Origin of the sequence: Novosphingobium sp. NPDC080210, assembly GCF_050281025.1 — a bacterium.
GTDB lineage: Bacteria > Pseudomonadota > Alphaproteobacteria > Sphingomonadales > Sphingomonadaceae > Novosphingobium.
The window spans coordinates 87,608-108,270 of sequence record NZ_JBNNWL010000003.1 but is presented as its reverse complement, the minus strand read 5'-3'; the positions used below and the strand labels follow the sequence as shown (position 1 = coordinate 108,270).

The 20,663-nt window shown below is 65.9% G+C and carries 24 protein-coding genes; 12 read left to right on the top strand and 12 right to left on the bottom strand.

All coding sequences use genetic code 11. The annotated features are described in order from the left end of the window. Window positions 1-144: 144 nt before the first annotated feature. Entirely contained in the window at window positions 145-1,068 is a 924-nt protein-coding gene (locus ACQKOE_RS09545) for a LysR family transcriptional regulator (protein WP_427512933.1), read from the bottom strand. Between the two features lie 110 nt (window positions 1,069-1,178). On the opposite strand from ACQKOE_RS09545, the gene ACQKOE_RS09540 reads away from it, so the two are divergent. From ACQKOE_RS09540 to ACQKOE_RS09495, 10 genes are read left to right on the top strand one after another with little or no spacing between them, the layout of a single operon-like run. After that, the gene (locus tag ACQKOE_RS09540) at window positions 1,179-2,336 is read left to right on the top strand and encodes a muconate cycloisomerase family protein (protein ID WP_427512575.1); all 1,158 of its coding nucleotides are present in this window, start codon (window positions 1,179-1,181) and stop codon (window positions 2,334-2,336) included. Window position 2,337: 1 nt separating this feature from the next. Next, entirely contained in the window at window positions 2,338-2,628 is a 291-nt protein-coding gene (gene catC / locus ACQKOE_RS09535) for a muconolactone Delta-isomerase (protein WP_427512574.1), read from the top strand. 29 nt (window positions 2,629-2,657) lie between these two features. Beyond that, a complete protein-coding gene (locus ACQKOE_RS09530; RefSeq protein WP_427512573.1) occupies window positions 2,658-3,560 on the top strand; it encodes a dioxygenase in 903 nt (300 codons plus the stop codon). 26 nt (window positions 3,561-3,586) lie between these two features. Further along, a complete protein-coding gene (locus ACQKOE_RS09525; protein ID WP_427512572.1) occupies window positions 3,587-4,942 on the top strand; it encodes a Rieske 2Fe-2S domain-containing protein in 1,356 nt (451 codons plus the stop codon). Next, window positions 4,939-5,454 carry a benzoate 1,2-dioxygenase small subunit gene (benB, locus tag ACQKOE_RS09520; RefSeq protein ID WP_427512571.1) on the top strand — a complete coding sequence of 172 codons (516 nt, stop codon included), beginning with the start codon at window positions 4,939-4,941 and terminating at the stop codon, window positions 5,452-5,454. Before ACQKOE_RS09525 ends, benB begins: the two co-directional genes overlap by 4 nt. A 10-nt stretch (window positions 5,455-5,464) precedes the next feature. Further along, window positions 5,465-6,250, top strand: coding sequence for a benzoate diol dehydrogenase BenD (gene benD, locus ACQKOE_RS09515; RefSeq protein WP_427512570.1), 786 nt, complete (start codon window positions 5,465-5,467; stop codon window positions 6,248-6,250). A 9-nt stretch (window positions 6,251-6,259) separates the two neighbouring features. Further along, complete coding sequence (locus ACQKOE_RS09510) at window positions 6,260-6,967, top strand: CoA transferase subunit A (RefSeq protein ID WP_374588835.1); 708 nt, start codon at window positions 6,260-6,262, stop codon at window positions 6,965-6,967. Continuing rightward, complete coding sequence (locus ACQKOE_RS09505; RefSeq protein WP_427512569.1) at window positions 6,967-7,629, top strand: 3-oxoacid CoA-transferase subunit B; 663 nt, start codon at window positions 6,967-6,969, stop codon at window positions 7,627-7,629. The genes ACQKOE_RS09510 and ACQKOE_RS09505 overlap by 1 nt, the downstream gene beginning before the upstream one ends. A gap of 9 nt (window positions 7,630-7,638) precedes the next feature. Next, window positions 7,639-8,412: an alpha/beta fold hydrolase gene (locus ACQKOE_RS09500; RefSeq protein ID WP_427512568.1), complete on the top strand. Its 774-nt coding sequence runs from the start codon at window positions 7,639-7,641 to the stop codon at window positions 8,410-8,412. 43 nt (window positions 8,413-8,455) lie between these two features. Beyond that, window positions 8,456-9,442, top strand: coding sequence for a sensor histidine kinase (locus ACQKOE_RS09495; protein WP_374588829.1), 987 nt, complete (start codon window positions 8,456-8,458; stop codon window positions 9,440-9,442). On the opposite strand, the gene ACQKOE_RS09490 is transcribed toward ACQKOE_RS09495, so the two are convergent. Beyond that, a complete protein-coding gene (locus tag ACQKOE_RS09490) occupies window positions 9,443-10,900 on the bottom strand; it encodes a glycerol-3-phosphate dehydrogenase (RefSeq protein WP_427512567.1) in 1,458 nt (485 codons plus the stop codon). 5 nt (window positions 10,901-10,905) lie between these two features. After that, window positions 10,906-12,174, bottom strand: coding sequence for a multidrug effflux MFS transporter (locus ACQKOE_RS09485; RefSeq protein ID WP_427512566.1), 1,269 nt, complete (start codon window positions 12,172-12,174; stop codon window positions 10,906-10,908). A gap of 87 nt (window positions 12,175-12,261) precedes the next feature. Here ACQKOE_RS09485 and dinB point away from each other — a divergent pair, with 87 nt between their 5' ends. Together dinB and ACQKOE_RS09475 are read left to right on the top strand one after the other, a co-directional pair. Continuing rightward, the gene (gene dinB / locus ACQKOE_RS09480) at window positions 12,262-13,389 is read left to right on the top strand and encodes a DNA polymerase IV (protein ID WP_427512565.1); all 1,128 of its coding nucleotides are present in this window, start codon (window positions 12,262-12,264) and stop codon (window positions 13,387-13,389) included. A gap of 139 nt (window positions 13,390-13,528) precedes the next feature. Beyond that, entirely contained in the window at window positions 13,529-13,945 is a 417-nt protein-coding gene (locus ACQKOE_RS09475) for a hypothetical protein (protein ID WP_427512564.1), read from the top strand. 6 nt (window positions 13,946-13,951) lie between these two features. Here the strand turns inward: ACQKOE_RS09475 and ACQKOE_RS09470 are convergent, their stop codons facing one another. From ACQKOE_RS09470 to pstC, 9 genes are all read right to left on the bottom strand, one after another. Further along, window positions 13,952-14,431 carry an NUDIX domain-containing protein gene (locus ACQKOE_RS09470; RefSeq protein ID WP_427512563.1) on the bottom strand — a complete coding sequence of 160 codons (480 nt, stop codon included), beginning with the start codon at window positions 14,429-14,431 and terminating at the stop codon, window positions 13,952-13,954. Next, window positions 14,419-15,039 (bottom strand): 6-phosphogluconolactonase, encoded by a 621-nt coding sequence (locus tag ACQKOE_RS09465; protein WP_427512562.1) that lies wholly within the window; start codon window positions 15,037-15,039, stop codon window positions 14,419-14,421. Before ACQKOE_RS09465 ends, ACQKOE_RS09470 begins: the two co-directional genes overlap by 13 nt. A 67-nt stretch (window positions 15,040-15,106) precedes the next feature. Further along, window positions 15,107-15,562: a Dps family protein gene (locus ACQKOE_RS09460; protein ID WP_374588814.1), complete on the bottom strand. Its 456-nt coding sequence runs from the start codon at window positions 15,560-15,562 to the stop codon at window positions 15,107-15,109. A gap of 89 nt (window positions 15,563-15,651) precedes the next feature. Next, window positions 15,652-16,185, bottom strand: a complete 534-nt coding sequence (locus ACQKOE_RS09455; protein ID WP_427512561.1) for a hypothetical protein — start codon at window positions 16,183-16,185, stop codon at window positions 15,652-15,654. A gap of 46 nt (window positions 16,186-16,231) precedes the next feature. Further along, the gene (gene phoB, locus ACQKOE_RS09450; RefSeq protein ID WP_427512560.1) at window positions 16,232-16,921 is read right to left on the bottom strand and encodes a phosphate regulon transcriptional regulator PhoB; all 690 of its coding nucleotides are present in this window, start codon (window positions 16,919-16,921) and stop codon (window positions 16,232-16,234) included. Then, window positions 16,921-17,613 (bottom strand): phosphate signaling complex protein PhoU, encoded by a 693-nt coding sequence (phoU, locus tag ACQKOE_RS09445; protein WP_427512559.1) that lies wholly within the window; start codon window positions 17,611-17,613, stop codon window positions 16,921-16,923. The genes phoB and phoU overlap by 1 nt, the downstream gene beginning before the upstream one ends. Before the next feature lie 10 nt (window positions 17,614-17,623). Beyond that, entirely contained in the window at window positions 17,624-18,388 is a 765-nt protein-coding gene (gene pstB, locus ACQKOE_RS09440) for a phosphate ABC transporter ATP-binding protein PstB (RefSeq protein ID WP_427512558.1), read from the bottom strand. 4 nt (window positions 18,389-18,392) lie between these two features. Continuing rightward, a complete protein-coding gene (gene pstA, locus ACQKOE_RS09435; RefSeq protein WP_427512557.1) occupies window positions 18,393-19,286 on the bottom strand; it encodes a phosphate ABC transporter permease PstA in 894 nt (297 codons plus the stop codon). Continuing rightward, the gene (gene pstC, locus ACQKOE_RS09430; RefSeq protein WP_427512556.1) at window positions 19,279-20,658 is read right to left on the bottom strand and encodes a phosphate ABC transporter permease subunit PstC; all 1,380 of its coding nucleotides are present in this window, start codon (window positions 20,656-20,658) and stop codon (window positions 19,279-19,281) included. The genes pstA and pstC overlap by 8 nt, the downstream gene beginning before the upstream one ends. Window positions 20,659-20,663 lie beyond the last annotated feature (5 nt).

The window sequence follows — 20,663 nt, the reverse complement described above, 5'->3', positions numbered from 1 at the left end:
CGGCTAACGTCAATAGTTTGCACGGCTTGGTTCTCCCCCAAAGCGTTGATGTTCTTCGCTTTAGGGTGTGCGAATCGTTCGCATTGGCCAAATATCAATTAAGTCCCGTCACCATACCGAAGCGGTATCAGGCTGCGGCGCGCCCTATTGCTCTTCCAGCAGGGCGGCCGGAACCGTGTAGTTCCAGTCGGCATATTTGCGCGCAATGATCCGCGCCATCAGCGCCAGTTCGGGCGAGGTGTCGCCGGGGCGGTGGCTCATGATGATGGGCGATGAGGCCGCCTCGACCAGCTCGCGGAAGGCAACGTCATGGCTGCGCGCGCGGCGCACCGATTCCGGGACGATGGCGATACCCTCCTGCGCGGCGACCAGGCCGATGGCAATCTGCAGTTCGCGCGCCTCGTGCACGATGCGCGGTTCGATGGCATGGTCGCGGAACAGCGAGATGACCTGGTCGGCATAGCTGGGCCGGGGCGTGCGCGGATAGACGATCTGTGGCTCCTCCGCCATGTCGTGCAGCGATACCGGGCCGTCCAGCTGGGCCAGCGGGTGATCGGCGGGAAAGGCGGCGATCAGCTTTTCCCGGCGCAGGATGATCCGGCGCACGGCGGGATCGTCAAACCGGATACGCCCGAAGCCGACGTCGATCCGTCCTTCCTTAAGCGCGGCGAGCTGATCCAGCGTCGGGCTTTCCACCAGCGACAGTTCGACGTCGGGCGCTTCCTTGCGGAATTCGCGGATCAGTTCGGGCAGGCGGGCATAGATGGTCGAGGCGACGAAGCCGATGACGAATCGCCGCCGCTGGCTGGTCGCCGCGGCCTTCACCATGGTTTCGACGTCTTCCACCCGCGCCAGCAGTTGCAGGGCCTGGGCATAGAGCAGCTGTCCCGGCGGGGTCAGCTTGAGCGGACGGCTCGCCCGGTCGAGCAGCGGCGCGCCGACATGGGCCTCAAGATGCTGGATTGCCCGGGAAAGGGGGGGCTGCGCGATGTGCAACCGCTCTGCCGCGCGGTTGAAATTGCCGGCTTCGGCCACGGCCACGAAATAGCGCAAGAGCCGCAATTCGATCACGTCATACTCCGTCGGTATCGCCTGCTTACCACATTGGTCTTTGCGCCAATCCCGCGCCGGATGCAAATTTCACCGTCAGAGCCAAGTTTTACAGGAGAGAGGCAGCAATGGCTTCGCTAAGCCACGCCGATACCTTCATTGTCGATGTACCGACGATTCGCCCGCACGTGCTGGCCATGGCGACCATGCACGCGCAGACCATGGTGATCGTCCGCCTGACCGACGCCGATGGCGTCCAGGGCATCGGCGAAGGGACCACCATCGGCGGCCTCAGCTATGGTCCGGAAAGCCCGGAAAGCATCAAGTCGGCGATCGACACCTATATCGTCCCGATCCTGGAAACCTGCGACCTGAGCCAGGTCGGCGCGACCATGGCCAAGATCGCACGCAATGTCCGCGACAACCATTTTGCCAAGTGCGCGGTCGAATCCGCCCTGCTCGACATGGCGGGCAAGCGGCTGGGCGTCCCCGCTTCGGAACTGATCGGCGGTGGCCGGGTGCGCGAAAGCCTGCCCGTCGCCTGGACCCTGGCCAGCGGCGACACGGCGCGCGACATTGCCGAGGGCGAGGAAATGCTCGCCCTGCGGCGCCATAACATCTTCAAGCTCAAGATCGGCAAGCGCGCCGTGCGCGATGACGTCGCCCATGTCGGCGCGATCTGCAAGGCGCTGGCCGGCCGCGCCTCGATCCGGGTCGACGTCAACCAGAACTGGAGCGAGGACCAGGCCAAGCTGGGCATGGCCATGCTGCACGATGTCGGCTGCGACCTGGTCGAACAGCCCATCGCCGGTGACGACATTGCCGCCATGGCGCGGCTTTCCCAGGCTCAAACGGTTCCCCTGATGGCGGATGAAGCTCTCCACGGCCCTCGCTCTGCCCTGCGCCTCGCGGCTGCAGGCGGGGCGGGGGTTTTCGCGCTCAAGATCGCGCAGTCCGGGGGCTTGTTCGCTACCGCGGAAGTGGCAGCCATCGGTCAGGCCGCGGGGATCGGCCTCTATGGCGGGACCATGCTGGAAGGCGGGATCGGCACGGCGGCTTCGGCGCAGGTGTTCGCCACTCTGCCGAACCTGGCCTGGGGTACCGAACTGTTCGGGCCGCTGCTCCAGACCGAGGAAGTGCTCGCCGAGCCGCTGCACTATGCCGATTTCTCGCTGACCGTGCCCACCGGGCCGGGCCTGGGCGTAACGCTGGACGAGGACAAGCTCGCCCGTTTCCGCCGCGACCGCACCGCCCCTTCCGTCCACCCCGTCAGCGCAGGAGCCTGATATGCTGTTCATGGTCGAAATGGACGTCAACATTCCGCTGGACTTCGATCCAGAGGAAGCCGCCCGGATCAAGGCTGCCGAAAAGGCCTATTTCCAGAAATTGCAGGCCCTGGGCACCTGGCGCCATATCTGGCGCAAGGTCGGGCTCTATTCGAACGTCTCGATCTTCGACGTCGAAAGCAATGCCGCGCTTCACGATACCCTGATGGCACTGCCGCTGTACCCCTTCATGACCATGAAGGTGACCCCGCTGTGCCGCCATCCTTCATCCGTCCACACCGACGATCGCTGATCGCCGTCCAGAATTAGGGAGAGAGTTTCATGGATACCAGTTTTGTCAAAACCGCCGAAGTCCAGCACCTGCTCGACCGCGCCGCGGGCGTTGACGTCGCAGGCGGCAACCAGCGTCTCAAGGCGATCACCCGCGACCTGATCGAAAGCCTGATGGTCCTGATCGTCAAGCACGACATTTCCGAAGACGAATTCTGGCAGGCGACCAATTACCTGATCAAGGGCGCGGACGAGCTGGGCCTGATCATGCCGGGCATTGGTCTGGAGCACTTCCTTGACCTTTACATGGACGCCAAGGACGCCGAAGCCGGCCTGACCGGCGGCACCCCGCGCACCATCGAAGGCCCGCTCTACGTCGCCGGCGCCCCGCTGGTCGAAGGCGAGGCCAACCTGACCAGCGATCCCGACGAGGACGCGCCGACCCTGTACATGCACGGCACTGTCACTGGCCCGGACGGCGAGCCGGTCAAGGACGCGATCCTGCACGTCTGGCACGCCGACTCGAAGGGCTGGTATTCGCACTTCGATCCGACCCGCGAGCAGACCCCGTTCAACAACCGCCGCCGGATCAAGCTGGGCGCCGATGGCCGCTATTCCTTCCACTCCAAGATGCCGAGCGGCTATTCCTGCCCGCCGGAAGGCGCGACCGACGTGCTGATGAAGGCGCTGGGCCGCCACGGCAATCGTCCGGCCCACGTCCACTTCTTCATCGAAGCGCCGGGCTATCGCACCCTGACCACCCAGATCAACTTCGGTGACGATCCGTTTGCCAAGGACGACTTCGCATTCGGCACCCGCGAAGGCCTGCTGCCGGTTCCGACCCGCCAGGGCGACCGCGCCGACATCGCCTTCGATTTCCAGCTGCAGCGTGCTGCCGGCAAGAGCGACGAAGGCTTCTCCGCCCGGGTCCGCACCGAGGCTGCTGCCGCCTGACCAGGCGCATTCGGGGAGAACGAACAATGATTGAACAACTGATGCAGCGCGTCGCGACCGCAGTGGTCGAAGATCCGGAAAGCGGCCAGTTCCGCTGCCGCCGCGACGTGTTCACCGATCCCGACCTGTTCGAGCTGGAGATGAAGCACATCTTCGGCAAGAACTGGGTCTACCTTGCCCACGAAAGCCAGTTCGCCAACAAGAACGACTATTTCACGGCCTGGATCGGACGCACGTCCGTGATCCTCAGCCGGGGCAAGGACGGCGAAATCAACTGCGTGGTCAATGCCTGCGCGCATCGCGGTGCCAAGCTGTGCCGCCGCAAGCGGGGCAATCAGCCCTTGTTCGTCTGCCCGTTCCACGGCTGGAGCTTCAAGACCGACGGCAGCCTGCTGCGCGCCAAGGATGCCGCCAGCGGTGCCTATCCCGACAGCTTCAACCACGAAGGGTCGCATGACCTGACCCGCGTGCGGGTGGAAAGCTATCGCGGTTTCGTGTTCGGCTCGCTCAACCCCGATGTGAAGCCGCTGGCCGAGCATCTGGGTGAAACCCGCGTAATCATCGACCAGATCGTCGACCAGGCGCCCGAAGGCCTGGAAGTGCTGACCGGCAATTCCAGCTATACCTTCAACGGCAACTGGAAGATGCAGATGGAGAACGGGTGCGACGGCTATCACGTCAGCTCGGTCCACGAAAACTACCAGTCGACCATGAACCGCCGCGCCGAAGGCGGGACCAAGGCCGTGGACGCGAACGGCTGGTCCAAGGCCCCGGCCAGCGGCGTCTATGGCTTTGAACATGGCCACATGCTGCTGTGGACCCAGGTGCTGAACCCGGAAGTCCGCCCGATCTGGAACCAGAAGGAAGCGCTGGAAGCCCGCCTGGGTGCGGACAAGGCCGGGTTCATCCTGGGCCAGACCCGCAACCTGGCGCTCTATCCTAACGTGTTCCTGATGGACCAGTTCTCCACCCAGATCCGCGTGGTGCGCCCGATCGACGTCGAAACGACCGAAATCACCATCTACTGCTTTGCCCCCAAGGGCGAAAGCGCCGAGGACCGCGCCCACCGTATCCGCCAGTACGAGGACTTCTTCAACGTCAGCGGCATGGGCACGCCGGACGACCTGGAAGAGTTCGCCAGCTGCCAGTCGGCCTTCAAGGGCGGCGGCGAGCTGTGGAACGATCTCAGCCGCGGGGCGACCCGCTGGATCGCCGGGCCGGACGACAATGCCAAGGCCATGGGCATGAACCCGCTGCTGTCCAGCACCCGCAGCGAGGACGAAGGCCTGTTCGTCCGCCAGCACGAATACTGGGCGCAGACCATGCTGGAAGCCCTGGCCAGCGAGCCGGGCGAAGCCGCACAACTGGAGGCAGCAGAATGAGCGCGACCCAGACCCTCGAGCGGACCACCCTGTCGCACCAGGAAATCTGCCAGTTCCTCTACCGCGAAGCGCGGCTGCTGGACGATCGCCGGTTTGACGAATGGCTGCAATGCTATGCCGAAAACGCCGAATACTGGATGCCGGCCTGGACCGACGACGACGAGCTGACCACCGATCCGCACAGCCAGATCTCGCTGATCTACTATGCCAACCGCAAGGGGCTGGAGGACCGGGTCTATCGCCTGAACACCGAACGTTCGACCGCCAGCACGCCCGAACCGCGCACCGCGCACTTCATCAGCAATGTCGAAGTGCTGGAGCAGAACGGGAATGCGGTGGAAGTGCGCTACAACTGGCACACGCTGAGCCACCGCTACCAGCAGACCGCGCAGTTCTTTGGAACCACGTTCCTGACGCTGGACACGTCCGGTCCTGCGCCGCTGATCGCGCGCAAGAAGATCGTCCTGAAGGATGACTACATCCATCAGGTCATCGACATCTACCACGTGTAGGGGCGGGCCAGTGGTCTTTGCAGACAGGTTCGCGGGCAAGGTCATGGTCGTTACCGGTGCCGCGCAGGGCATCGGGGCGGGCGTGGCCAGCCGCGCCGCCGCCGAAGGGGCCAGCCTGGTGCTGGTCGACCGGGCGGAGATCGTGACGGAAACCGAAGCGGCGATCCGCGCTGCGGGCGCCGCCGCCATTTCGGTCCAGTGCGACCTGGAAACCCACGCCGGCGCGGTCCAGGCCATGACGGCGGCGGTGGAAGCCTTCGGGCGGATCGACGTGCTGGTCAACAATGTCGGCGGCGCTATCCGGATGCGGCCCTTTGCCGAATTCGAGCCGGACCAGATCGACGCGGAAATCCGCCGCTCGCTGATGCCCACCCTGTACTGCTGCCACGCAGTCCTGCCCGCCATGATCAAGCAAGCTCGCGGGACGATCGTCAACGTATCGTCCAACGCGACGCGCGGCATCCGGCGCGTACCCTATTCCGCGGCGAAGGGTGGGATCAACGCCCTGACCCAGTCGCTTGCCATGGAATATGCCGAAGCCGGCATTCGGGTAGTCGCCACAGCCCCCGGCGGCACTGAAGCCCCCCCGCGCCGGGTGCCGCGCAATGCAGCGGGCGACAATGCGCAGGAACAGGCCTGGATGGCCGAAGCCGTGGCGCAGGTCACCTCGTCGGCCTTCATGCGGCGCTATGCCACGCTGGACGAACAGATCGCCCCGATCCTGTTCCTGGCTTCGGACGAGGCCAGCTACGTCACCGGTTCCATCCTGCCCGTCGCCGGCGGCGACCTTGGTTAAGGACAAGACATGAGCAAGATTTACGCTACCCCCGCCGCCGCGCTGGACGGCCTGCTCCGCGATGGCATGACCATCATGTCGGGCGGTTTCGGCCTGTCGGGCAATCCGGAAAGCCTGATCCCGGAAATCCGCGCCTCTGGCGTGCGCGACCTGACGGTCATTTCGAACAATGCCGGGGCCGATGGCTTCGGCCTGTGGATGCTGCTGGAAAGCCGCCAGATCCGCAAGATGATCTCGTCCTACGTGGGTGAGAACAAGCTGTTCGAAACGCAGTACCTGTCCGGCGAGCTGGAACTGGAACTCAATCCCCAGGGCACCCTGGCCGAGCGCATCCGCGCGGGCGGCGCGGGCATCCCGGCCTTCTATACCAAGACCGGGGTCGGCACGGTCGTCGCCGAAGGCAAGCCGGTCGAAGTGTTCGAGGGCGAGGAATATGTCCGCGAAACCTGGCTGCGGGCGGACCTCTCGATCATCAAGGCCTGGCGCGCGGACGAGGAAGGAAACCTGATGTTCCGCAAGACCGCCCGCAACTTCAACCCGAACATGGCGACGGCGGGCAAGGTCACCGTGGCCGAAGTCGAAGAGATCGTGCCCGCCGGCACTTTCGATCCCGACTGCATCCACACCCCCGGCATCTATGTCGACCGGGTGGTGCTTTCCACCATCAACGAAAAGCGCATCGAAAAGCGCACCGTGCGCGAAAGGGAGGCCGTCTGATGGATTCCGCAACCAAGGGCTGGACCCGTGATGAAATGGCCGCCCGCGCGGCCCGCGAACTGCGCGACGGATTTTACGTCAACCTGGGCATCGGCATTCCGACCCTGGTGGCGAACCACGTTCCCGCCGGGATCAACGTGACGTTGCAAAGCGAAAACGGGATGCTGGGCATCGGGCCGTTCCCCTATGACGATGAAGTCGATCCCGACCTGATCAATGCTGGCAAGCAGACGATCACCGCTCTGCCGACGAGCAGCTTCTTCTCCTCGGCAGACAGCTTTGCGATGATCCGCGGCGGCCATATCGACATGGCCGTGCTGGGCGCGATGGAAGTATCGGCGCGCGGCGACCTCGCCAACTGGACCATTCCGGGCAAGATGGTGAAGGGCATGGGCGGCGCGATGGACCTGGTCGCGGGCGTGAAGCGCGTCGTCGTGGTCATGGATCACGTGGCCAAGGACGGCAGCCCCAAGATCCTGCCCGAATGCTCCCTGCCGCTGACCGGCAAGGCCTGCGTCGACCTGATCATCACCGACCTTGCCGTGATTGCGGTCGACCGGGTGAACGGCGGCCTGACCCTGGTGGAGCGCGCCCCCGGCGTGAGCGAAGCCGAAGTCGTCGCCAAGACCGGCGCGCCGCTTTCGCTGCCAGTCGCGGCCTGAGGCAGTTCCATGCCCTTCACCGCGTTCTACGATGCGCAGCTTTACTGGAAACGCGAAGGCCGTGACCAGGCGCCGGGGCTGGTGCTGTTGAACAGCATCGGCACCGACATGGACCTGTGGGAGCCGGTCTTGCCGTTCCTGCGGGACCGGTTCGCCCTGCTGCGGATCGACACGCGCGGGCACGGCGCGTCCACCGCCTATCCGGGCGACTGGTCGCTGGCCCAGCTGGCTGACGACGTGCTGTCCGTCGCCACGGCGGCGGGGCTGGACAGATTTGCCGTGGCGGGCGTTTCGCTGGGCGGGATGATCGCGATGGAAGCCGCCCTGCGCGCGCCGCAGCGGGTGGAGCGGCTTGCCCTGGTCTGCACCTCGGCTACGATGGACGCGGCGGCATGGAACGACCGCATCGCCACGATCAAGGCCAAGGGCATGGGCGGGATTGCCGACCTTGCCATGGGCCGCTTCCTCTCTGACCTGGCCGAACCGGCCATCCGCGAAACGGTGCGCCGCCAGCTGCTTTCCATGGACCCGGCGGGCTATAACGGCTGCGCGGCGGCGATCCGCGACATGAACCTGATCTCGCGCATAACTGCGATTGCCTGCCTCACGCTGGTCGTCACCGGCAGCCGCGATGCCTCGACGCCCTTCACGGGACACGGCGAGCACCTGCTCAGCGCCATTCCGGGCGCGGCGCACCTCGATTTGGATGCGGGACACCTTGCCCCGCTGGAAGCAGCCAAGCCGCTGGCCGACGGACTTATCTCGTTCTGCACGCCTGCTTAAGTTTCGGGGTTGTTGCGTGGACGGGTTCGGCTATTCCTGGGACATGACTCGTTCCGGCCAGGCCTTGCTCGAACATGTTCCGTCCCCGGCTTTGCTGGTCGATCAGGGGCAGGTCACGTTCGCCAATGCCGCCGCGCGCGAATTGCTCGGCGCGCATGTGGTGGGCGAGAACGTGCGCATCGCCATCCGCGATCCCAAGGCGCTGGCCGAGGTGCTGGCCCCGGCAGGGGTTCCGATCCGGATCGACGGGCTTTCGGTCCCCGGCAGCCGCTGGCAGTTGACATGCCAAAGGCTTGACGAGGACAAGCGGCTGGTCCTGCTGGAGGACCTGTCGGTCCGCGTCAGCGTGGCCCGCGCCCATGCCGATTTCGTCGCCAATGCCAGCCACGAACTGCGCACGCCGCTCGCCGCGATCCTGGGCTATGTCGAAACTCTGGAAGATCCCAAGGCAGGCGGCGACGAAGCGACCCGCAAGCGCTTTCTGGGCATCATCCGGCACGAGGCGCAGCGGATGCGTGCCCTGGTCGAGGACCTGATGAGCCTGTCGCGGATCGAGGCGGTGAAGCACGATGCCCCGACCGATCCTGTCGACATGGTCGCCCTGGCCAAGGAAGCCATCGGCGAAGTGCGCGAACGGGGCGAGGTGGTTCTGGCCAGCAATGCCCAGCGCGCCATGGTGGCGGGCGACCGGGGGCAGCTCGCCCAGGTCCTGCGCAACCTGATCGACAATGCGCTGAAATACGGCAAGTCCGATGCGCCGGTGCAAGTCTCGCTGGAAACGACGCCGACGGGCCGCGTGGCGATCACCGTGCATGACGAGGGTGAGGGCATTCCGCCCGAACACCTGCCGCGCCTGACCGAGCGGTTCTATCGCGCCGACACCGGGCGCAGCCGCGCCGCAGGTGGGACCGGCCTGGGCCTGGCCATCGTGAAGCACATCGTCGAACGGCACCGCGGCCGGTTCGACATCTCCAGTTTTCCGGGGCAGGGAACGACCGCCTCGATCATCCTGCCCTTGCTGGCTGGTTGATCAGCCGCCCAGGTATTCTGCCAGCGCCGCCTGCTCCTGCGCGTTGAGGCGCAGGCCCAGCTTGGTCCGCCGCCACAGCACGTCTTCGGCGGTCTTCGCCCATTCCTGCGCGACCAGGTAATCGACTTCGGCCTGGCTGAGGCCGCCGCCGAAATCGCGGCCCTGCGGCTGGCTGAGCCAGGCGCGCGCGCGGGTGCCATAGGCGCGGGCGATCCGGTCGGCATCGTCGGCGGACAGGAAGGGGAATTCCTGGCGCAGGCTGGCGATCAGGGCGGGCAGGCCGTCAATCGCGAAGTCGCCGCCCGGCAGCGCTTCCTTGCGCGTCCAGGCCTTGCCTGACAGCGCCGGCAGGCGCGCTGCCATCAGGTCCACCGCTTCCTCCGCCAGGTGGCGATAGGTGGTGATCTTGCCGCCATAGACCGAGAGCAGCGGTGCTCCTTCCCCGGCCCCGGACAATTCCAGCCGGTAACCGCGCGTCGCCTCTTCCGGCTTGCCGCTGTTGTCGCTGACCAGCGGGCGCACGCCGGAATAGGTCCAGACCACGTCTGCGGGCGTAACGGTCTTGGAAAAATAGCGGCTCGCTCCGTCGCACAGATAGGCGATTTCCTCGGCGCTGGCCTCCACCTTGTCGAGCGAGGAATCGTGATCGACGTCGGTCGTCCCGATCAGGGTATAGTGCCGCTCATAGGGGATCGCGAAGAAGATGCGGCCATCGGGCAGCTGGAAGAAATAGGCATAGTCGTGATCGAACAGGCGCGGCACGACGATATGGCTGCCGCGCACCAGCCGCATTGCATATTCAGGCGCGTCCCCGGCGATCCGCTCCACTTCCAGCACGCGCGGTCCGGCGGCGTTGACCAGGGCGCGGGCGTGGAAAATCTCGTTCCCCGCCTCGATCCGCCACAGGCCGTCCTCACGCCGCGCGGACGTGACGCGGGTGCGGGTGTGCACGGCCGCGCCGCGCTCTGCCGCGTCCTTGGCATTGAGCACGACCAGCCGCGCATCGTCGACCCAGCCATCGGAATATTCGAAGCCGGTCGAGAAACCGCCCTTCAGCGGTCCGCCCGCCTTGTGCCGCCGCAGGTCGACCGTGCGGGTGGCAGGAAGCCGCTTGCGCCCGCCGATGTGGTCGTAAAGGAACAGGCCCAGCCGCAGCAGCCAGCGCGGGCGGAGCCCTTCGACATAGGGCAGCACGAAGCGCATCGGGTGGATGATGTGCGGCGCGATTCGCCACAGCGCTTCCCGCTCCGCCAGCGATTCCCGCACCAGCGCGAATTCGTAATGCTCCAGATAGCGCAGCCCGCCGTGGATCAGCTTGGTCGAGGCGGAACTGGTCCCCTGGGCCAGGTCCCCGCCTTCCAGCAGCAGCACCTTGGCGCCGCGCCCCGCTGCATCGCGAGCAATCCCCGCTCCGTTTACGCCGCCGCCGATCACGGCCAGATCGAACACTTCGCTCATCGGTTTCAATGCACCCCAGGTTCGGCCACCGGCCGTGCCTGACCGGGAGGGATCAGGCGGCGGAACAGGCGGCCTCGTTCACTATAAAGCACCAGGATCAAGGCGATAAGCCCCGTTGCCAGAAAGGCGAAAACCAGCGGGCGCGGGCTGCCATCGAAGGCCTGCCCGATCAGCCCGCCCAGCAAGGCGCCAACCGCCATGCGCAGGAACGACTGGAACGAGCTGGCCGCTCCGGCAAACCGCGCGAAAGGTTGCAGGGCGATGGAGCCGAAATTGGCTCCGATAAAGCCCAGCAGGCAGATGTTCGCGGCCATGAGCGGCACGAATTGCCACAGCGTCTCCCCGGGCTGGAACGCCTGCCAGACCTGGACCGCGCTGAGCGCGATGAAGGCCAGCAGCGCGGCATGGCTGACCCGGCGCGCGCCGAACCGCTCCACGATCCGCGAATTGGAAAAGTTGGCCACGGCCATTCCCGCCGATATCAGCGCGAAGATCAGCGGGAACTTGTCCCCTGCGCCGAAATGCTCGGCAATCAGTTGCTGCGAGGAATTGATATAGCCGAACATCGCGGCGGTCAGCATGGCCCCGCCCATGGCATAGCCAAATGCCGTGCGATCCTTGGCCGTGTCCCACATGTTGCGGGCAATGCTGCCCAGGGCGATCGGCTGGCGGTATTCGGGATTGAGCGTTTCCGGCAGCCGCCAGTACATCCAGGCGCCGACCACCAGGCCCATCGCGGCCATCCCGCCAAAGATCCAGCGCCAGCTGGCGACCAGCAACACGGCCTGGCCGAAACTGGGGGCGATCATCGGCACGAACATGAAGACCACGATGATCGTGGACATCATCCGCGCCATGCGGTCGCCGCCAAAGCGGTCGCGGATGATCGCGCTGGGCAGGACTGCCAGGCCCGCGCTGGCAATGGCCATCAGCGCCCGCAGCACCAGCAGCATGGTAAAGCTGCTGACCAGCGCACAGCCGATCGCCATGACGATATAAGCGGCAAAGCAGGTCAGCAGGACCGGGCGGCGGCCATAGCGGTCGGCCAGCGATCCCGGGAGCAGCGAACCGAATCCCGCCGCGAACAGGAACACGCCCACGACCAACTGGCGCTGGTTGGGATCGGCCACCGCCAGATCGCGGGCGATTTCGCCCAGGGCCGGCAGCATCGCGTCGATCCCCAGCGCTTGCAGCGCCATCATCATCGCCATCAGGGCAATGAATTCGCGTTCCCCGATGTGCCGGGGCGTCGATGCGGAAGGGTTTGCAGGCACAGTGGCGCAATGGCCTTTCCAGCGCGGCATGGCCAGCCCTCTTCAAGGCTCTTTTCGTATGCATGGCCCGGCGCGTAGAAGGGAGCGATGGATGACCTGTCCGTACCCGACGACGAGGCCGATGGCGCCACCGGCCTGCGCAAGATCATCCATGTCGACATGGATGCCTTTTACGCCAGCGTGGAACAGCGCGACGATCCCAGCCTGCGGGGCAAGCCCCTGGCGGTGGGCGGCGACGGGCCGCGCGGGGTGCTGACCACCTGTTCCTATGAAGCGCGCAAGTTCGGCTGCCGTTCGGCCATGCCCTCGGTCACGGCCAAGCGGCTGTGCCCGCAGCTGATTTTCCGTCCGCCGCGCTTTCCGGTCTATACCGCGATTTCGCACCAGATCCGCGACATCTTCCTGGACTATACCCCGCTGGTCGAACCGCTCAGCCTCGACGAGGCCTTCCTGGACGTGACCGAGGATCTGCGCGGGATCGGTTCGGCCACGCGCATCGCGGAATTGATCCGCAACCGGATCAAGCAGGAAACCGGGCTGACGGCGAGCGCGGGTGTCTCGTACAACAAGTTCCTAGCCAAGCTGGCAAGCGACCAGAACAAGCCCGACGGCCTCTGCGTCATCCGTCCGGGCGAAGGCGCGGCCTTTGTCGCGGCCCTGCCGGTGCGGCGCTTCTTCGGGATCGGGCCGCGCGGTGCGGAAAAGATGGCCAGCCTGGGGATCGAGACGGGCGCGGACCTTGCCGCCTGCGACATCCACTTCCTGCGCCAGCACTTTGGCAGCCAGGCGGATTACCTTTACCGCGCTGCGCGGGGGATCGACCTGCGCCGGGTCAAGGCAAACCGCCCGCGCAAGTCGGTCGGGGCCGAGCGAACCCTGGACCGCGACATTTCATCCGGCGCGGCCCTGCGCGAAGTGCTGGAACGGATCATTGCGCTCGCCTGGGCACGGATCACCCGCGCCGAGGCCAGGGGCCGGACCGTGACGCTGAAGCTGAAGCACAAGGACTTCACCAATCTCACCCGTTCGCGCAGCCTGCCCGCAGCGATTGCCAGCGAAGCGGAACTTGCCCGGATCGGGCACGAATTGCTGGGCGAAGTGCTGCCCCTGGCCCAGCCGGTGCGCCTGGTCGGCCTCACGCTTTCGGCGCTGGAAGAGGATGAGCCGCCCGCTCCCGTCACGGCCTCGAAAGGGCAGGCAGAGCTGCCGTTCTGACAAGGCCCGCGCAAATGGGATGGACAAGGCGCGCCGCTTGGTCGAAATTCACCGGCAGATCGGTTCTAGTCCTGGCCGCTTGGGCAAGTCCCGGCAACAGAGGCGATGACCTCCATCCGTGGGCAAGGGACTTGCTAAAATGAAGCTTCGCGCACTGGCCGTCCTTGCGGCGCTGATTTCCATGAACCTGTCCGGCGCGGCATCAGCGCAGGAGCAGGATGAGGACATGTCCTATCCCCGCCTGACGCACTGCGCGGCGCTCAACATGCTGCTCGGCCAGGTGCTCAGCGCCGGGCCGGACAAGGATGAGGCGGCGGTCAAGGCCCAGGCCGAAACCTATGTGGCGCAGGCCGCCGCGCTGACCGTCGTGGCGGCGGCCATGGCGGAAAAGGACCCCGGCCAGGTCCAGCAGGACGTGTTCGCCCAGAGCGGCGCCATGGCCCAGTCGCTGGAAAAGGAAGGGGCTGCCGAAGAATTGCTCGGCAAGGATTTCGGCACCTGCACCGACCTGGGCAAGGCCGCCTTTGCCGCGGTTCAGGAAGCCCAGAAGTCCTGAACCCGGTCAGGCAATCCGGCCGAAGGCTTCGAACAGTTCGTCCATTTGCCCGGCCAGTGCGGGCGAAAGCCGCTGCGGCAGGGCGTCGCGGGCGAAGAATCCCAGCTCGATCACTTCACGCCCATCGGCGCGCGGCTCTCCCGTGGCCAGTCCGGCAATCACGTGGACCCGGTTGACGGTGCCATGCAGCGGTTCCTCGGCCACGGAATGGACGAAGGGGCGCTCCAGCACGCAGCCCGTTTCCTCGCGCAGTTCGCGCATTGCGGCGGCGACCGGTTTTTCGCGGCGGGCAATGCCGCCACCGGGGAGCATCCAGTTGCCGGTGCCATAGGAATGGCGGATCAGCAGCAGCCGCCCCTCTGCGTCGAAAGCCAGGACCCGGCAGCCATTCAGGCGCACTTTGGCCAGCCGCCACCACCGCTTGCGTATGGCGTGTGCGAACCGCAGGCCAGTCCGGTGAAGGGAGGGTGGGATCAGGTGAAGCATGTCACCGGTTGATGCGCCGCGTGCAGCAGCCGCGCAACCGGCAAATCGTGCTCGCCCGCCAGCGCCGCTTCGAACAGGGCCTGCTTTTCCGCGCCCCGGATCACGAAGACCAGGGCATCGCTGTCCAGCAGGGCGGGCATGGTCAGGCTGAGCCGCGCGAAAGGCGCTTCGGGCGGCAGGGGATCGGGCACCAGGCGGCGCAGGGGCTGCGGATCGTCTGCCTGCGGATCGGTATTGGGAAACAGCGAGGCGATATGCCCGTCCGTGCCCATGCCCAGCCAGGCCAGGGCAAAGTGCGGCGGGGCCAGCCCTTCCTCCAGCGCGACGACGCGGGCGCCCAGCGGTTCCAGCGCCGCGCGAATGCGCCCGACGTTGCTGGCCGGATGATCTTCCGGCACGACCCGGTCATCCCCCGGCCAGACGGCGATGCGGCTCCAGTCGAGGCCCAGGCGCGCCAGTTCGGCCAGGATCGGGAACGGGGTGGACCCGCCGGGTATCGTAATGGCCACCTCTCCGTTCGCGGCGCCAAGGGCTTCGCCCAGCCGCGTCTGGAGCCAGGTGGCGATCTGCGCGTCGCTTGCGCCGGGGATGATGTCAGCCGTGTTCATGCCCCGCGCGATAGCAGGTGCGCCGCGCGGGCGGAACGGCTGTGCAATGCTATGCGAAAAAGGGGGGCTATGCGAGAAGCGAGGTAAGGAACCACACACGCTGCTCGGCCTGGTCGGTCCAGTCGTCCGCCGCCCCTTCGGTGGCATTGTCGCCAGCGGCCCCCGCAGCGGCCTTGGCCTCGCGCAGCGCGGCGATCAGGGTGCGGTTGTCCTCGGCCAGTTCGGCAATCATCTTGTCCGCCGAAAGCGTGGCATCATCCTGGTCGGCAATCCGGCTCTGCGCGGCAATCGCACCGATCGAGGTGAGCGTCGCCGCACCGTTCTTGCGCACGCGTTCCGCCACCAGATCGGTCAGGGCGAAGATTTCCGCCGCTTGTTCATCGAACAGCAGGTGCAGGTCGCGGAACTGCGGCCCGCGCACGTGCCAGTGGAAGTTCTTGGTCTTGAGATAGAGCGCAAAGCAATCGGCCAGCAGCCGGTTCAGACTGTCGGTCAGCGCGGCCTGGGCATTGGTCTTGGTCATTGGGGTGTCTCCCTTGTTGGCCTTGGTTTACCGCAGCACCTCTAATCGTTCCAGACGATTGAAATGCTCACAATGATCGTCAAGAGCGATTAACGCAGGATCAGCGCCAAGGTTCCCCCCACCCCAAGCAGGATGCCTGCAATCCGGCGCAAACGGAGCAGCGGGAAAGAGAGCAGACGGCTGCCACTGCTCCACCCCAGCCCTACCGAAGCGAGCGCGCCAGCCACCACGCCGAACATGGCCGCACCGGGGAGCACCGCCGCCAAGGTCAGCCCGAACAGGACGATCCGGACCGCGTCGAAAATCTGCACGAGCGCAAAGGCCAGGCCCATGGCGCCGAGCGACCGGGTCGGCTCCACCGGCACCGGACCGGGCCGCCGCAGGATCATCTCCAGGCCGGCAAGCAGCAGGGCAAGTCCGGCTAGTAAAGGCGGCGCATGCGGAGCCAGCGTCTCTCCGCCCCAGACCGCAAGCGCCGAAGTCAGTGCCGAGGCCATCAGTGCGATAATCAGCAGGCTAAGCCGCTTGCCGAGCCGCAGGGACAGCCCCGCAACCAGCATCTGGTCGCGCGCGCCCAGGCCCAGCAAGAGGGCGGCGACAAAAGCGGTTGCGAAAGCCAACATCGCCACGCTGCTGCGGCGGCGGGCGGGTCAGGTCAAGCCCTGGCCTTCAGGCCGCGTCGTCCATCGAATAGCCAGCAGAGCGGACCGTGCGGATCAGCTCCGTCCCGCCGGGCCGCTCGATCGCCTGGCGCAGGCGGCGGATGTGAACGTCCACCGTGCGCTCGTCGATTTCCTTGTCCATGCCCCAGACCGCGTCGATCAGCTGCTGGCGCGAATGGACGCGGCGCGGCTTTTCCATGAAGTGGCGCAGCAGGCGGAACTCGGTCGGGCCAAGGTGCAGGACTTCACCGCCGCGCTTCACGCGGTGCGCCGCCGGGTCCAGTTCCAGATCGGCAAAGGCCAGCATTTCCCCGGCCAGCGCGGGGCGGCTGCGGCGCAGCAGCGCCTCGGCCCGGGCGAGCAGTTCGCGCGGCGAGAACGGCTTGGTCAGGTAATCGTCCGCGCCGGTCTTCAGGCCGCGGATCTTGTCCTCTTCCTCGCCCCGCGCGGTCAGCATCATGATCGGCACGCGGGCGCTGTCCTTGGCCTTGCGCAGCTGGCGGCAGACCTCCACCCCGGACAGGGATTCGATCATCCAGTCGAGCACGATCAGGTCCGGCAAGTCCTCGCGCACCATGATCAGCGCGTCCTCGCCATCGGCAGTGGCGCGCACGTCATAGCCTTCGGAATTGAAGTGCCATTGCAGCAGTTCGGACAGCGCCGTGTCGTCCTCGACGATGAGCACCGAAGGCTGCATCAGATCACCTTGTCTTGCCCGCCGGGCAGTTCCCGCTCGGAATAGTAGAGGCCGGTCGCCGCGAAATAGACCATTTCGGCGACATTGGTGGCGTGGTCGCCGACCCGCTCCAGATTACGGGCCACGAACAGCAGCTGCGCGGCAGAGCTGATCGTCGCCGGGTTTTCCATCATGTGAGCGACCAGGTTGCGGAACAGGCTGTCGTAGAAATTGTCGAGCTTTTCATCGCGGTGGATCACTTCCACCGCCAGTTCCGCATCGCGCGCGCCATAAGCGTTGAGCACGTCGCGGACCATGCCCTGGGCAATCTCGGCCATGGCGGGGATCAGGGTCAGCGGCCCCAGTTTCGAGCGGCCCTCGATATCGCCCACGCGCTTGGCGATGTTCTTGGCATAGTCGCCGATCCGCTCGATCACGCCGGAAATCTTGAGCGCCGCGATCACGTCGCGCAGGTCGTCCGCCATCGGGGCGCGGAGCGCAATCACCCGCACGGCCAGCCGGTCAACCTCGGCCTCCAGCGCGTCCAGCTTCTTGTCGGTATCGACCACCAGACCCGCCGCCGCCTCGTCACGCCGGGCAAGCGCGTCGACCGCATCGCGGATCATCACTTCGGCGAGGCCACCCATCTCCGCGATCAGCCCGCGAAGCTGGCCGATCTCGGTATCGAATGCCTTGACTGTATGCTCGGCCATCGCTCGTTCCTTACCCGTAACGTCCGGTAATGTAATCCTTGGTGCGCTCTTCGCGCGGATTGGTAAATATCTGTTCGGTCGGGCCGTATTCGACAACCTTGCCGAGGTGGAAGAAGGCCGTGCGCTGCGAAACGCGCGCCGCCTGCTGCATCGAGTGGGTGACGATGACGATGGCATAGCGCCCGCGCAGATCGTCGATCAGTTCCTCGATCCGGGCCGTTGCAATCGGGTCAAGGGCCGAGCACGGCTCGTCCATCAGGATCACTTCGGGGCTGACCGCGATGGCGCGGGCAATGCACAGGCGCTGCTGCTGGCCGCCGGACAGCGCGGTGCCGGCATCGCCGAGGCGGTCCTTCACTTCGTCCCACAGACCGGCGCGGCGCAGCGACTTTTCGACGATCGCGTCCATTTCCGCCTTGCCATTGGCCAGGCCGTGGATGCGCGGGCCATAGGCGACGTTTTCATAAATCGACTTGGGGAACGGGTTGGGCTTCTGGAACACCATGCCGACACGGGCGCGCAGCTGCACCACGTCCATCGACTGGCCATAGATGTCCTCACCGTCGAGCGTGATTTCCCCTTCGACGCGGCAACCCGGGATCGTGTCGTTCATCCGGTTGAGCGTGCGCAGGAAGGTCGACTTGCCGCAGCCCGACGGGCCGATGAAGGCCGTGACATAGTCCGACGGAATGTCGATCGAGACATCGTCGATGGCCTGTTTCGCCCCGTAGAACACGTTGACGTTGCGGGCGGAGATTCGGTTCGTTTCGGTCATGGGATTACCAGCGGGTCTCGAAACGGGCGCGCAGGTAGATTGCGAGGCCGTTCATGGCGAGGAGGAAGACAAGCAGCGCAATGATCGCCGCCGAGGTGTTCTGGACAAAGGCGCGGTCGATTTCGCCCGACCACAGGAAGATCTGCATCGGCAGCACGGTGGAGCTGTCGGTAATGCCCTGCGGCGGATTGGCAGCGAACATGCGCATGCCGATGATCAGCAGCGGCGCGGTTTCGCCCAGGGCGCGCGCCATGCCAATGATCGTACCGGTCAGGATACCCGGCAGCGCCAGCGGCAGGACGTGGTGGAAGGTCGCCTGGACCGGGCTTGCGCCGACAGCCAGAGCGGCGTCGCGGATCGAGGGCGGGACGGCCTGGATCGCGTTGCGCGCGGCAATCACGATCACCGGCATGGTCATCAGCGCCAGGGTCATGCCGCCGACCAGCGGCGAGGACCGCGGCATTCCGAACAGCTGGATGAAGATCGCCAGGCCCAGCAGGCCGAAGATGATCGAGGGCACGGCAGCCAGGTTGTTGATCGACACTTCGATCCATTCCACCCAGCGCGAACGCGGCGCGAATTCCTCCAGCCAGATCGCGGCCAGCACGCCCAGCGGGAACGAGAGGACCAGCGTGACCCCCATGGTCAGCAGCGAGCCCTTGAACGAGCTCCAGATGCCGGCATTGGCGGCGTCGGTGGAATCCGAACCGGTCAGGAAAGCCCAGTCGATGCCGCCCATGCCGTTCTTCAGCATGGTGAACAGCAGGAACGCGAGAAAGGCCAGCGACACGCCAATCGCGGTCACGCCCATCAGGCGAAAGCGCCGCTCTGCCGCATAGCGCCGCGCCAGGCGCTTTGCCATTTCGGGCGACTGCCACTGGGATGCAGGATTACTCATAAGCCTCCCGGAAGCGCTTCACGACGCGCAGGGCAACGATGTTGAGAGCAAGCGTGACCACGAACAGGACCAGGCCCAGGGCAAAGGCCGACAGCGTGGCCGGGTGGGCAAAGTCGCCGTCGCCGGTCAGCAGGCGGGCGATCTGGTACGTCACCGTGGTCATCGAATCGAACGGATTGGCCGACAGGCGCGCAGCCGCACCGGCCGCCATGTAGACGATCATGGTTTCGCCGATGGCGCGGCTGATCGCCAGCATCACCCCGGCGACGATGCCGGGCAGGGCCGCCGGGATCAGCACCTTGCGGATGGTTTCCGACTTGGTGGCGCCCATGGCCAGGCTGCCGTCGCGCATGGCCTGCGGCACGGCGGCGATGGAATCGTCGGCCATCGAGGAGACGAAGGGAATGATCATCACCCCCATCACCAGGCCCGCCGCCAGGGCGGATTCGGTGGTGGGATTGGGAATGCCGATGGCGGCCGCGAAATCGCGTACCAGCGGCGCCACGGTCAGGGCGGCGAAATAGCCGTAAACGACCGTCGGCACGCCGGCCAGGATCTCCAGCGCGGGCTTGACCCAGCGGCGGAAACCGGCCGAGGCATATTGCGTCAGGTAGATCGCGCTCATCAGGCCCAGCGGGACAGCCACGATCATGGCAATGATCGCACCGATGAACAGAGTGCCCCAGAAAAGCGGAACCGCGCCCAGCTTTTTGCCCAGTTCGGCATTGATCGGCGCGAAGGGATCGGGGTTCCAGTTGGTCCCGAACAGGAAGTCGATCGGGCTGACGTGGGTGAAGAAGATGAAGGCTTCGAACACCAGCGAGCCGATGATGCCCAGCGTGGTGACAATCGCGACGCAGGATGCCGCCAGCAGCAGACCCAGCACGCCGCGCTCAACTTTGGTCCGCGCCGGGAAGTCCTTGGTCACGCGGGTATAGCCGAAAGCACCGCCCGCCAGGGCCAGTACCAGGGTCAGACCCGCACCGATCCAGCTGAACCGCGCGAGAATCTCCGCGACCGGGCCGGTCAGTGCAGCCGCTTCGGGGCGGAACGCGCCAAAGCCGTTGTTGCGGGCCGCGGCCAGCGCTTCGCTGATGATCGCGTCGCGCTCCATGTCCATCGCGGGCAGCAGCTGCGCCGCCGGATGAGCCAGGATCGCCCCATAGACCAGGCCCGGCGCAATCGCGTTCCAGATCGCCCAGCCGATCAAGGCCGGCAGGACCACCCACAGCGCCATGTGCAGCCCGTGGTAATTCGGCATCGCTTTCAGCGAACCGCGCCCGGTGTAAAGCGCTTGCGCCCGGCGGCGCGCGGTGAACCACGCAGCGCCGCCAAGCGCAATCAACACCAGCAAGACAAGTGCAGGGGACATTGCTG

Coding starts and splice junctions, on each gene's coding strand:
- ACQKOE_RS09540 (WP_427512575.1), top strand. CDS start 1,179: ATGGCTTCGCTAAGCCACGCCGATACCTTCATTGTCGATGTACCGACG.
- catC (WP_427512574.1), top strand. CDS start 2,338: ATGCTGTTCATGGTCGAAATGGACGTCAACATTCCGCTGGACTTCGAT.
- ACQKOE_RS09530 (WP_427512573.1), top strand. CDS start 2,658: ATGGATACCAGTTTTGTCAAAACCGCCGAAGTCCAGCACCTGCTCGAC.
- ACQKOE_RS09525 (WP_427512572.1), top strand. CDS start 3,587: ATGATTGAACAACTGATGCAGCGCGTCGCGACCGCAGTGGTCGAAGAT.
- benB (WP_427512571.1), top strand. CDS start 4,939: ATGAGCGCGACCCAGACCCTCGAGCGGACCACCCTGTCGCACCAGGAA.
- ACQKOE_RS09510 (WP_374588835.1), top strand. CDS start 6,260: ATGAGCAAGATTTACGCTACCCCCGCCGCCGCGCTGGACGGCCTGCTC.
- ACQKOE_RS09505 (WP_427512569.1), top strand. CDS start 6,967: ATGGATTCCGCAACCAAGGGCTGGACCCGTGATGAAATGGCCGCCCGC.
- ACQKOE_RS09500 (WP_427512568.1), top strand. CDS start 7,639: ATGCCCTTCACCGCGTTCTACGATGCGCAGCTTTACTGGAAACGCGAA.
- ACQKOE_RS09495 (WP_374588829.1), top strand. CDS start 8,456: ATGACTCGTTCCGGCCAGGCCTTGCTCGAACATGTTCCGTCCCCGGCT.
- ACQKOE_RS09490 (WP_427512567.1), bottom strand. CDS start 10,900: ATGAGCGAAGTGTTCGATCTGGCCGTGATCGGCGGCGGCGTAAACGGA.
- dinB (WP_427512565.1), top strand. CDS start 12,262: ATGGATGACCTGTCCGTACCCGACGACGAGGCCGATGGCGCCACCGGC.
- ACQKOE_RS09475 (WP_427512564.1), top strand. CDS start 13,529: ATGAAGCTTCGCGCACTGGCCGTCCTTGCGGCGCTGATTTCCATGAAC.
- ACQKOE_RS09470 (WP_427512563.1), bottom strand. CDS start 14,431: ATGCTTCACCTGATCCCACCCTCCCTTCACCGGACTGGCCTGCGGTTC.
- ACQKOE_RS09465 (WP_427512562.1), bottom strand. CDS start 15,039: ATGAACACGGCTGACATCATCCCCGGCGCAAGCGACGCGCAGATCGCC.
- ACQKOE_RS09460 (WP_374588814.1), bottom strand. CDS start 15,562: ATGACCAAGACCAATGCCCAGGCCGCGCTGACCGACAGTCTGAACCGG.
- ACQKOE_RS09455 (WP_427512561.1), bottom strand. CDS start 16,185: ATGTTGGCTTTCGCAACCGCTTTTGTCGCCGCCCTCTTGCTGGGCCTG.
- phoB (WP_427512560.1), bottom strand. CDS start 16,921: ATGCAGCCTTCGGTGCTCATCGTCGAGGACGACACGGCGCTGTCCGAA.
- phoU (WP_427512559.1), bottom strand. CDS start 17,613: ATGGCCGAGCATACAGTCAAGGCATTCGATACCGAGATCGGCCAGCTT.
- pstB (WP_427512558.1), bottom strand. CDS start 18,388: ATGACCGAAACGAACCGAATCTCCGCCCGCAACGTCAACGTGTTCTAC.
- pstA (WP_427512557.1), bottom strand. CDS start 19,286: ATGAGTAATCCTGCATCCCAGTGGCAGTCGCCCGAAATGGCAAAGCGC.
- pstC (WP_427512556.1), bottom strand. CDS start 20,658: ATGTCCCCTGCACTTGTCTTGCTGGTGTTGATTGCGCTTGGCGGCGCT.